Source organism: Pedobacter sp. 01N310 (assembly GCF_056399805.1).
The window spans coordinates 626110-639435 of the sequence record NZ_JBFTSB010000002.1; the positions used below are offsets into that span (position 1 = coordinate 626110).

Here is a 13326-nt window from a genome sequence, read left to right on the forward strand (position 1 = left end):
TTGGGATTTTTTCTGTTTGTCCAATCAAATCTTCAAAACAATAAGATAATAGAAAACGTCAGACACTTAGCCTGTCTGGCCATCGCTTTCGCAGATAAATAATACCAGAAACAAAAACTAATCATTTATAATTAAAACAAAACCGTTAATGAAAATTAATTTACTCAAAATTACGGGACTGTCTGCTGCCATTGTGCTGCTAAATAGTCCGGCGTTTTCAATGAATTTGGAGTGGGAAGGTACCCGGAGGTTCTTGAATGATAACAAGCTCTATGGGCGGGTTCAGGCGCAAAAAAATGTTACCGGAACAGTGGTAGATGATAGTGGCCTGCCAGTTCCAGGTGCCAGTATCAAAAATCAAGCTACCGGTAGAACAACCCTTACCGATGCTAATGGAAAATTTGCTATCGAGGCCGATGCCGGGCAGGTGCTTCGTTTTACTTACGTTGGTTACGATACACAGGATATAACTGTTGGCCAATCGTCAGTTATCAATGTAAAATTTGCGGTATCAAAAAATACAAACCTACAGGAAGTAACTGTTGTTGCTGTTGGGTACGGCACCCAATTGCAAAAGGAGGTAACTTCAGCAGTTGCGCACGTTGGTGCTGAAGATTTCAGACAAAGTGGTTCAAGAAATGCATTAGACCTTATCCAAGGTAAGGTTGCTGGTTTAAACATCACACGTAGTGGTTCAAATCCAAACTCTGGTGTTAGTGTTCAGCTTCGTGGTGTAGTTACAGTAACGGGAAGCTCAAGTCCGTTATTTGTAATCGATGGAATTCCTGGCGGTAATCCAGATTTATTGCAACAAGATGATATCGAATCAATCGACGTTTTAAAGGATGGTTCTGCAGCTGCAATTTACGGTTCTAGTGCCAATGCAGGGGTAATTTTAATTACCACTAAAAAAGGTAAAGCCGGCCCTCCTCAATTCAACTATTCTGGTTACGCCAGAAAAGAATATTATAATCAATGGTTAGATTTCTTGTCGCCGGCAGATTATAAAGCGAAAATTGCCTCAGGCGAGATTAAACAACAAAATTTTGGAAGTGAAACTGATTTTGTTGACCAGTTAATCAATCATGATAACCTGACTCAAAACCACAACTTAAACTTTAGTGGTGGCACTGATAAAACGAGCTATAGAGCAAGTATTAACTATCGCGATTTACAAGGTATTGCAAAAGAAAATAGTCGCGAAGAATATACTTTAAGGTTTAACATTAACCAAACAGGTTTAGACAACAGATTAAAAATTCAGGCGAACCTGGTAACTAACTTTAACAAAGCCAACTTACTTGGTGGCGGCGGCTGGGAAAGTGAGCAAACCAAAAACCCTACTTTATCCAACTACAATCCAGACGGAACTTATCGTTTCGATTTAACCAGTACCAACGAGTTTGCCCGTTTGGCTCAAGAAACTTCTTACCGTAAACAACAAACCAGTTCTGCAGATATTAAAGCTGATTTAGACATTGTAAAAGGTTTAAAAGGTTCAATTTTTGGTTCTGTAACCCGCGATAACCGTAACGATGGGCAATACCGCCTTAAAGCAAGCGAAAACTCATTGGAAAATACAGATTTTCCAGGTGGTGGTTATGCTTATAAAGGTGATTATTTATCGCAGGCATGGGCTGTAGAGCCAACTTTGCAGTATAATACAACAATTGCATCGAAACACAATTTAACTGCTTTGGTAGGATATAGTTATCGTTATTTCATGGAGGAGAGCTCAAGTGCATCTAACCGTGGGTTTATAAACGACTTATTCCACGAGGATAACTTAGGCCAAGGTGCCGCTCTGGGTGTTGGTAAAGCTTCGATGAGCAGTGGTAAAAATGATAACACGTTAATCGCTTTCTTTGGTAGGATTAACTATAACTACGATGGTAAATATTTATTGACTGCTACTTTAAGAAGAGAGGGCTCATCTCGTTTCGGTGATAACAATAAATGGGGCAACTTCCCTGCAGTTTCAGGAGCCTGGAACATTACTCAGGAAGATTTCATGAAAAATATCACCTGGGTTAACAATTTAAAATTAAGGGTTGGTTATGGAGAGACAGGTAACAGTGGTTTTGCAAACAATGCATCAAGGGTAACTCTTGGTGGCGGTGGTAGATATTTATATCCGGACGGACAATATCTTGAAACTTATGGACCTAATAGAAATCCAAATCCAAACCTTAAATGGGAGACTAAAAAAGAAAGTAACATCGGTTTAGAGTTTAGCTTATTAAAAAGTAAACTATCCGGTACATTAGACCTATTTAAACGTACCACTAAAGATTTATTGGATACCTATACTTCTCCTCAACCTCCATTTGTTCAAAGCTCAATTTACACTAACGTAGGTACAATCTCTTCAAAAGGTATTGAGCTTGCATTAAGTTATGCTGCATTTAATACCAAAGATTTTAGCTGGGATATTGATGCAACAGCGAGCACACTAAAAAACACTTTGGATTCTTATTCAAATGATGAGTATAAAATTTTATACAAAACGTTTGGTGGAATTGGTGGTGCTGGTGCCTTAGGAGATGCTATTGTAACTTATGAAGGAGGTGCTTTAGGTGAATTCTGGGGCAAAAAATTCGCTGGTTTTACTGCTGATGGTAAATGGTTGTTCTACAACAGAAACGGCCAGGCTGTACCAAACGCACAGATCAATAACTCCAGAGATAAAAACGTAACAGATTTACAAATGATCGGGAATGCGATTCCTAAGTATTACGCATCAATGGCACATAATTTCAGATACAAGCAATTTGATTTACGTGTTTTCTTAAGAGGTAAGTTCGATTATGATATCTTAAACAGAAATGCACTTTCTTATGCAAATAAAACATGGTCTGGTAACTTATTGTCAAGTACTTTCGATAAATACAGCCAAATCAATGATACCTATATGTATTCTGACTACTATTTGGAAAAAGGAAGTTACGTTAAATTAGATGAAGTAACCATTGGTTATAATTTCAAATTAAAAACCAAATTAATTAGAAACATGCGTGTTTATGCAACTGGACAAAACTTAGCTACCATTACTGGTTACACAGGTAGCGATCCAGATTTCATTGCAGATACTGGTACTGGGCCAGGTGTAGATAACAGTGGTGCTTATCCAAGTACCCGTACTTTCTTGTTTGGATTAAATGTTGGATTTTAAAGATTAAAAAAATGAAAAATAAATCAATCATATGTAGTTTGCTCATAGGTACTTTGTTGCTTACAAATGCCTGCACCAAGTTAGATGAAAATGCTTATGATCAGCTATTGACAGATAACTTCTATAATAATAAAGCTGAGGTTTTATCGGCGGTTTTAAGGCCCTATACGCACGCAAACGCATGGGTTACCCCATCTGGTCAGGATGGCTGGTGGCGCTTAGCTGAACTTTCAGGAGATCAGTTAGCATGGCCAACAAAAGGACGTCATGGCGAAGATGGCGGTAAATGGAAAAGACTACATTACCATACCTGGACGACAGATGAAAGCGGAATTAACAACGCATGGTCTTTAATGTTTTGGGGCATGGGTTTATGTAATGACCCTATTGAGAATATCGAAAAACGTGATATTTCGCAAATGGGGATTACGCTAGTTGAAAAAGAAGCCTTTATTGCAGAATTGAAGCTATTAAGAGCATTTCATTATTTAAAATTAATGGACTTGTTCGGTAATATTCCTGTGGTTACACAAGTAGGTACTCCCGCAAAACCAGAAACAAAATCCCGTAAAGACGTATTCAATTTTATTGAATCAGAAATTAAAACAAACATTGATAAAGCGCCTAAATTATCGCGTGGTATGCTCGGCCGTATGAGCCAGGCAGGAGCTTATGCCATGTTGGTCGAACTTTATTTAAATGCTGAGGTTTGGACCGGTACACCACGCTGGGATGATTGTATTGCTGCTGCAAATAAACTGATAGCTGGAGATGGAGGTGCCCAAAATGGCACAATGGGATTAGATCCAAATATTACCGATCAGTTTAAAACCACAAACGACCTGTCTAAAGAAGTTATTTTCTCTATTGCTTATAATTATTCAATAGCTAACTTTCAACCATCTTGGCCGGGAGAGTTCTATCACTTTAAGCAACAACAGATTTATGGTGGTGGCAGAAACGGTAACGATGGTATTGTGTTAATCCCTGGCGTTTTTACTACCTACGAAGATGCTGACTTAAGAAAAAGAGGATGGCTTTTAGAAGGACCAATGTTTCAATTTGCTGCTCCAGCTGAACCAGTTCTGGCATCAGAAGAGTATAATGGATCGCAATTGACTTTTGTAGATAACATCCGTAAAAATAAAACGGGTTCTACAGTAAGTAATATGAGCGAAGGCGAAGAGAACTCAGGTGTCCGTTTTAACAAATATAAATTGGGTAACCAATTTGCGGGCCCTGGTGGTGTTCCGTCAATTGATCCGAATTACAACAATGGCGATTGGAATATCTATCGTTTAACGATGATTTATTTTGCTAAAGCAGAAGCGATTATGCGTAAAAATGGGGGCGTAGCTACAGCAGAAGCTGTTCAATTAATTAACGATTGTAAAAAACGTGCATTTAGTGAGGCAGATTTTGCCACCCGTGCCTACACTACAACAAGTTTAACTTTAGATGAGCTTTTGGCTGAAAGAGGCAGAGAATTTATTTTCGAAGGAATGAGGAGAGATGATTTAATCCGTTTTGGTAAATTTGCAACCGGTAGTTGGTGGGATCACACTGCATCTACCGCAACTAAAGCACTTTATCCAATTCCGCAAAGACAAAGAGATCTGAACGGAAATCTAACTCAAAATCCAGGCTACTAATTCGTAACCAAAAAAAGGTGTCCAAAATTGGGCACCTTTTTTGGTTATTTTTTGACCAAATCTTTGTAACCTATATGTTACGGATTTAAAGGGTAAAAGATGTACATTTTTTTACTAATATTGAATTAGTAAAACGTTTTACTTTAATCGACTACCAAGCACCAATAATCCATTTAATCTAGCGGTCATTTTTTCGTTTTTCTGTGATCAGAATTAGAAAGTTGAGCGATAAAATTAGGTAAAACGATTTATTAATGAACCAAATATTAATTTATGAGAAAACTTTCCTTAGTAGCACTTTGTCTTTTTTTTAATTTAATTACAAAAGCACAAGATAAAGCACCCGCTTATCCCTTAATTACACATGATGCATATTTCAGTATTTGGTCTTTCGGCGATGGGCTTAACCAATCGGTAACTAAACATTGGACAGGCAAGGAGCAATCTTTACTGGGCATTATAAAAGTAGATGGTAAATTTTACCGGTTTTTGGGTGAGGAAAGCAAAACCTTTAAAGAAATACTCCCTGCTGCCGATGCATTAAAATACCAGGCCAGCTACAGTTTCGACAAACCTGAAGCAGGTTGGGAAAATAACAGTTATAACGATAATAGCTGGAAAAAAGCCGAAGCCCCTTTTGGAGACGATAATTCTGCCAAAACAAAATGGAATAGCGATGATCTTTATTTTAGAAGGACCTTCGATGTAGACAATGTATCGGCCGCAAAAAAATACCTGAAACTCAATCACGATGATAATGTAATTGTTTATTTAAATGGGAAAGTAATTTATAAAAAGAATGGATGGGTTTCTGATTATATTTATGTGCCAATTGAAGTTGGGATTTTAAAAACAGGAAAAAATGTATTGGCCATACATTGTAAAAATACAGCCGGTGGCAGGCATTTAGATGCCGGGCTTGTAGAAGAAGCTGCAGACAATGTAAAAATTACTCCCGCCACTCAAACCAATGTATCCATTCAGGCTACCACTACCAAATATACTTTTAGCTGTGGCCATGTAGAACTACAGGTAGCTTTTACCTCTCCATTATTACTCAATGATATTAAATTAACCGCCAGGCCAATCAGTTATATCAATTACACCGTAAAATCTACTGATGCCAAGCCGCATAGTGTTGATATTTTCTTTGGCGCATCATCAAACCTGGCTGTAAATACACCAAACCAAAGTGTATCGGCGTGGAAGCGTTCGAAAAACAATCTCTCCATCTTAAAAACAGGGACTGTAGAACAGCCAGTATTAAAGAAACGGGGCGATGATCTGCGTATCGATTGGGGCTATTTATATGTGGCCGTTCCCGCTAAGTTTAATGCCACTCAGTTTATAGCTACACAGAACGAAAGCTTAAAAAGTTTCGTCGATTCCAAATATCCAACACAAACACAGGTTTTAAATTCGAAAAACCTGAACCTAAGCAGTATTATTCCTTTCGGTTCGGTTTCTTCAAGCCCGGTAGATAAATATATGATGTTGGGCTATGATGACCTAAAATCGGTTGAATATTTTGGCGAAAAGCTACAGCCGGTTTGGCGACAGACTGGTTCACAGCAATTCGAAGATCAGCTGGCCGAGGCGAATACCCAATACCCTTCATTAAAAACCAAGTGTGCCATTTTTGATGCCAAACTATACGCCGATGCTGAAAAAGCAGGTGGCAAAGAATATGCAGATCTATGTAAACTGGCTTATAGGCAGGCTATTGCGGCGCACAAAATTGTATATGCACCAAATGGTGATATCCTGTTCCTATCGAAAGAAAATTTTAGTAATGGATCAATCAATACAGTGGATGTAACTTATCCATCAGCACCACAATTTTTAGTGTACAATCCCGAATTGCTAAAAGGAATGTTGAATGGCATTTTCTATTACTCAGAAAGCGGAAAATGGAAGAAACCATTTGCGGCACACGATTTAGGTACTTATCCTTTAGCCAACGGCCAAACCTATGGTGAAGATATGCCTGTAGAAGAAGCCGGTAATATGATCATCTTAACAGCTGCCATAACCAAAGCAGAGGGAAATGCAAAGTATGCCGAGAAACATTGGGAGGTAATGTCTGTATGGGCAAACTATCTGCTAAGAGAAGGTTTCGATCCGGCCAATCAATTATGTACGGACGATTTTGCTGGCCATTTGGCCCGGAATTCGAATTTATCGGTAAAAGCCATTGTAGCTTTAGGCGCTTATGCACAAATGGCGCAATTATTAGGCAAGGCCGATGTAGCTACAAAATATAGAACAGCTGCCTTACAGATGGCCCAGAACTGGATGAAACTTGCCGATGATGGCGATCATTACGCTTTAACTTTTAATGATAAAAATACCTGGAGCCAGAAGTACAACCTCGTTTGGGACAAACTTTTAAAACTTGATCTTTTTCCTAAAGAAGTATACAAAAAGGAAATCAACTTTTATTTAACCAAACAAAAAGATTTCGGATTACCGTTGGACAGCCGTAGAACTTACACCAAATCTGACTGGATTATGTGGACAGCTACCTTGGCTGATAACCAAGCCGATTTTCAAAAATTTGTAAGTCCGATATATCGTTTTGCAACCGAAACGGAGAGTAAGGTGCCATTGAGCGACTGGCATGAAACTACCAATGGGAAAATGACAGGCTTTCAGGCAAGAAGTGTTGTTGGCGGTTATTTCATCAAGATGTTAGCCGATAAATGGAATATTAAATAATCATATAATCAACGTTTGTAAGCTCATAACTGCGCTCACAAATGCAAATACACAGCCTGGTTTTGGTTATATCAGCTGGAAAGAATAAACACACAAACAAATGAAATTTAAATTAATCGCATCCATTTTATGCTGCCTTGCTGCCAAAGGTTTACTGGCGCAGCAGAAAGATTGGGTGCACTACGTTAACACACTTCAGGGCACAAATTCTAAGCACGAACTCACCAGGGGCAATACCTACCCAACAACGGCACTGCCATTTGGCATGCACACCTGGACACCCCAAACCGGTAGAAATGGCGATGGTTGGAAATATCAGTATTTTAAAGATAAAATCAGAGGTTTTCAGCAAGCGCATCAATGCAGTTCGTGGACGAGAGACTATGCGGTATTTTCTTTAATGCCAATGGTTGATGACCTGATAGTAAATGAAGATAAACGCGAAACTAAATTTAGTCATCAGGATGAGATTGCTAAACCAAACTATTATAAGGTAACATTCGAAAATGATATTACCACCGAAATTTCACCTTCAGAGCGTGGCGCACACCTCAGGTTCAGCTATCCAAAAGGCAAAAGAAGCTTTTTAATTTTAGACGGGTACAACAGATTAAGTGGTGTTCAGATCTATCCTAAAGAAAATAAAATAACGGGCTGGGTAAACAATGGCGAAGGTTTTAAAAGAGGTTGGAAAAGTTATTTCGTAATCCAGTTCGATCAACCGATTAAGTCTTACGGTACTTGGGAGAATAAACGTAATACCATTGCAAAAGATTCTATTTCAGCTGAAGGATTGGGAAAAGGTGCATTTGTACAGTTCGAATCTGGTACAAAGGTGCAGGTGAAAACTGCTTCATCTTATATCAGTTTACAACAAGCCGAACTCAATTTAAAAAGAGAACTGGGCAATGATAAGACCTTAGAAGATACCAAAGCCCATGCTGCTGCGGTGTGGAATAAATCGCTCGGTAAGATAGAAGTAGAAGGCGGATCTAAAGCAGATATGGAAACTTTTTATTCTTGCTTTTTTAGGGCAAGCCTGTTCTCCAGAAAGTTTTATGAAATAAATGAAGCCGGAAAACCATATTACTTTAGTCCGTATGACGGTAAAGTGCATGATGGATATATGTTTACCGATACGGGTTTCTGGGATACCTTCCGTGCGCAATTTCCACTAAACACACTGGTGCAACCAGAAATGCACGGTCGTTATATGCAGGCCATGCTCGATGCCTATGAGCAATGTGGTTGGTTGCCATCGTGGTCTTTTCCCAGCGAAGCTGGAAGTATGATTGGTAATCACGCTATTTCTTTGTTAACCGATGCCTGGGCAAAAGGAATCAGAACGTTCGATCCGAAAAAGGCGCTGGATGCTTATTATCACGAAGCGATGAATAAGGGGCCATGGGGTCCTGCAAATGGTAGGGATGGTGTAACAGAATATAACCAATTGGGTTATGTGCCTTATCCAAAATACAGAGAAGCTACAGCCAAAACACTAGAGTATGCCTACGATGACTATTGCGCTTACCATTTGGCAGAAATGATTGGAGATAAGCATTATATGAAGGTTTTTGAGAAACCCATGTTCAATTATAAAAATGTTTATGATCCTTCTACCCGTTTTATGAGGGGTAGGAACGCAGAGGGAAAATGGTCGCCAAATTTCGACCCAACGGAATGGGGAGGCCCGTTCACCGAAGGAAATGCCTGGCATTGGCAATGGTCGGTTTTTCAAGATACCAAAGGTTTAATTAATTTGATGGGCGGGAAAAGCAATTTTATCGCCAAGCTCGATTCTGTTTTCAGCGAACCTAATAAAGTAAATGTGGGTTCGTATGGCGGGATGATCCATGAAATGACCGAAATGGTAATGGCCAATATGGGCCAATATGCACATGGAAATCAACCGATACAGCACATGGTGTATTTGTATAATTATGCCAACCAACCCTGGAAAGCACAATTTTATGCCCGTAAGGTGATGCATAAACTGTACGATGCCACAGAAAATGGTTATCCTGGAGACGAAGACCAGGGGCAAACTTCATCGTGGTATGTTTTAAGCGCACTAGGGTTTTACAGCGTAACGCCAGGTACTGGGGAGTACGTTTTAGGAAGCCCAATGTTTAAAAAAACGACTATTAATTTAGAAAACGGCAAAAAATTCGTGATTGAGGCACCCGCCAATAATGCTGCCAATGTTTATATAAAATCGGCAAGCTTAAATGGTAAAAATTATACTAAAAATTTTATAAACCATAACGATTTGTTAAAAGGAGGGGTGTTAAAATTAGAGATGAATGTTAAACCTTCGTTAAATAGAGGATTATTAGAAGAAGATAAGCCATTTTCAATCAGTAAATAGATATTGAATTGCTACTTTTGGCGAATTAATTCAGATTATAAAGAATAGATAACAGAAATATATATAGAATGGAAAAGCCTGTTGCATTAGGTGTAGATATTGGCGGCTCGCATATTACGGCCGCATTGGTGGATTTAGAAACGAGAACTTTGGTGAAGGATTCCATCAAACGTAGCCCTGTGAATTCGCAGGAGAGTAAAGAAGTGATTTTATCGGCATGGTGCGATATCATCAATAAGGCTTTTAAAAATATTAAAAACGGTGCCCGGAATGTTGGAATTGCTATGCCTGGTCCTTTTAATTATAGTGAAGGCATTTCATTAATTAAAGACCAGGATAAGTTTAAATCACTTTACCAGATCAATGTAAAAGAAGAGCTGGCTAAACGACTGGATATCCCTGTAGAGAATATTCACTTTATAAACGATGCAGCAGGTTTTTTACAAGGTGAGGTTTTTGCTGGCGCTGCCAAAGGAAATGCCAGTGTGCTGGGCTTAACGCTTGGTACGGGCCTCGGCTCATCGCTTTGTCTCAATTATAATGATAAAGCTTTTGATGCTGACCTCTGGAACTCCGAATTTTTAGACGGAATTGCGGAAGATTACCTTTCTACTCGCTGGTTCGTAAAACGTTTTAACCAGCTTAGCGGCAAAACGGTAGATGGCGTGAAAGAATTGGTGGAAATGGTAGAAACCGATCATTTTGCCACCCGGGTATTTATGGAATTTGGTTATAACCTCGCGCAGTTCTTGATTCCTATTATTAAGAAACACAAAATAGATACTGTAATTGTTGGTGGTAATATTGCGCAATCTTTTAGTGCTTTTGCACCCGAGTTGATCGCAACCTTAAAAGGTAACGACATCGACACGGAAATAAAAATATCCGAGCTTAAAGAACATGCAGCGTTGATTGGTGCTGCAAGTTGCTGCGATTTAAGCTTAACTTAATAAGGAGAGGACTGCGGGTGATGACTTACATAATTAGTCCCGCAGTCTGCTCCTCTTTTGTCTTGCTCTACCACATAACGCCCTTTTTCGTGGCAATCCTGTTTGTTATTCGTATATTTTATTATTGATCTTTTTGCCTTAATTTATCAAAAAAAGGAATTAATTTTTCATCTGCGATATTATGCTTATTATTGCTTAATAAAACGTTTTAGTATAACGTTAAATCACTTTTAGATTTTTAAAATATTTCAATTAAAAATACACACCAACAAACAAATGAATCAGAAACTTTTAGTCATTGCACTGGCTTCTTTTTTAGGGGCAAAGGCTTTTGCTCAAAACCGGGGGCAACGAGAATACAAGATTACCATCAATGATAAAGATAGCGTAACAAATGCTATCGTGGATGACAAACTAAAGGCTGCTTTTTTTCAGGTTTATCCAAAATTTGCCCAGGCAGATGGATACCGTACCAAAAGAGATGTAATGTTAGATTTGGTAACGGAAGAAACATCAACAATACAGGCTAAAGCTGGAGAAATTAAAGTAAACAGCCAATGGGTTAAAAACAAATCTCAAGAGAAAATCCAAAAGGAAATGTTTTCTGCACTCTCAAAAAACTGGGTTTCTTACAGTAAAGAAAAACACAAAGGGTATGAATTAACATTTATCAGCAAAGATCCAAATTTAGATCCGACCGTAAGAAAGAAGTTAATTGCTACTTATTTCGAAATCTACCCAACCCTGGTTAAAACATTTAACGATAAATCTACCCACGATGTGTTATTTGTGGTGGATACAGCTTACAAAGCAGTTGCAGAAGCAAGCGGAAATAGAATTTTGTTTAGTGCTGCTTACATGAAAAAAGCACATCCAACCGATATTGATGTGGTAACGCACGAAACCATGCACATTGTTCAGGGTTATGGCTATAGTGCTGGTCCGGTTTGGCTAACCGAAGGTATTGCCGATTATGTACGTTATAAATATGGTGTTGATAATGTAGGCTCGAAATGGAGTTTGCCAGATTATAATGCAAAGCAGGGTTATAAAAATAGTTATCGTATTACCGCGAGGTTTTTTGCATGGTTAGAGCAAAATGTGAAACCTGGCTTAATTGCTACTTTAGATCAACAGTTAAGAGCGCATCAATACAAGGAGGAATCTTGGGCAGCCTTAACCGGAAAAACTGTCGACCAGCTATGGGAAGATTACAGCAAAGAACCACAAAAGGTAAGCCTTACTTACAGCAGCAAAAAATAAGAAATTGATCTACATGGAACGGCCGTCATCTCCTTTGGTTTATCGGACTGATTTTTCTTCTTGTAAATAGTATTACAAGAAGAAAGCTTGGTAAGCGTTTAAATAAAAGGCAGGGTGAACTTCCGTCATCTCTAGTTCACAGAACTTGTGGTCGTATTAGTCCCTGCCTTTGGCCTAGCTAGAATACTTTCTTTGAACTATCAAAGGTGATCGGCAAAAGACAGTTTATTTAAATATACTAAAAGATAAACGTATGGGAAACTGGAATGTTATTTTAGGAGTAGATGTATCAAAACTTACACTGGATATCAGCTGTGCAGAACGCAGGCTGCATATTAAGATCGATAACCATAGTAAAGGATTTGCCATGTTTAAAAAGTGGTGCAGAACCAATTCAATTGAGCTTAAAGAAGTACTGGTTGTTATGGAATTTACAGGCGGCTATGAGTACCGTTTTATCCAGTTTCTGGAATCGCAATCAATTGCCTATACCAGGCTATCTGGTTTGGAGATCAAAAATTCAATGGGCATGGTACGCGGAAAAAACGACAAGGATGATTCTTTCCGCATAGGTCAGTATGGTGAGGATAAGATCAAGCGCCTGGAGGCATCCCGGCCATTGAACAACAATATTCTTATACTAAGGCAGCTGCTTTCCTTTCGGAAAAGACTGGTAAGGGAAAAGGCTGGCCTGGAAAGTACTTTAAAAGAAAGGATATACATGTTTTCAACCGGCAAGGACGATAAGATCAGCAAGATAATCCGCTCAAAGATAAAGGCAGACCAGAAGCATCAGTCCGAAATAGAGGCTGAGATTGCCTCTATTATCAAGCAGGATGGAGAGATGCTTAAAAATTATCGTATAATAAGCAGCATAAAGGGTATCGGCAAGGTAAATGCCTGGATGACGATCGCCTACACGGAAAACTTTGCATCTTTTCCAGACGCAAGGAAGTATGCAGTTTACGTGGGGGTAATACCATTCGGAAATACATCTGGAACAACTATCAAGGGAAAGCCAAAGGTGAGTTATCTGGCACAAAAGGAACTAAAACAGGAACTCAATCAGGCCGCAAAGTCTGCTATGCAACATGATCCCGAAATATCAGCTTATGCAGAACGTAAACAAAAGACCAAAGGCTATAATCTTGTTTTAAACAATGTGAAGTTCAAACTGATTTTAAGGATGTTCTCACTTGTTAA

At 38.8% G+C, this 13326-nt stretch carries 7 protein-coding genes; all 7 read left to right on the top strand.

Features of this window, described 5'->3' with window-relative positions:
* Positions 1-148: 148 nt before the first annotated feature.
* A complete protein-coding gene (locus tag AC1DNH_RS08220) occupies positions 149-3172 on the top strand; it encodes a SusC/RagA family TonB-linked outer membrane protein (RefSeq protein ID WP_477625298.1) in 3024 nt (1007 codons plus the stop codon).
* Between the two features lie 11 nt (positions 3173-3183).
* Positions 3184-4824 carry a RagB/SusD family nutrient uptake outer membrane protein gene (locus tag AC1DNH_RS08225; RefSeq protein WP_477609943.1) on the top strand — a complete coding sequence of 547 codons (1641 nt, stop codon included), beginning with the start codon at positions 3184-3186 and terminating at the stop codon, positions 4822-4824.
* A gap of 273 nt (positions 4825-5097) precedes the next feature.
* Positions 5098-7542 carry a glutaminase family protein gene (locus AC1DNH_RS08230; protein WP_477625299.1) on the top strand — a complete coding sequence of 815 codons (2445 nt, stop codon included), beginning with the start codon at positions 5098-5100 and terminating at the stop codon, positions 7540-7542.
* Positions 7543-7642: 100 nt separating this feature from the next.
* On the top strand, positions 7643-9910 hold the full coding sequence (locus tag AC1DNH_RS08235; protein WP_477625300.1) for a GH92 family glycosyl hydrolase: 2268 nt from the start codon (positions 7643-7645) through the stop codon (positions 9908-9910).
* A gap of 68 nt (positions 9911-9978) precedes the next feature.
* Entirely contained in the window at positions 9979-10860 is an 882-nt protein-coding gene (locus tag AC1DNH_RS08240) for an ROK family protein (protein ID WP_477585087.1), read from the top strand.
* A 276-nt stretch (positions 10861-11136) separates the two neighbouring features.
* Positions 11137-12123: a basic secretory protein-like protein gene (locus AC1DNH_RS08245; protein WP_477585088.1), complete on the top strand. Its 987-nt coding sequence runs from the start codon at positions 11137-11139 to the stop codon at positions 12121-12123.
* A gap of 253 nt (positions 12124-12376) precedes the next feature.
* A partial coding sequence (locus AC1DNH_RS08250; RefSeq protein ID WP_477580565.1) for an IS110 family transposase occupies positions 12377-13326 on the top strand: 950 nt, incomplete at its 3' end.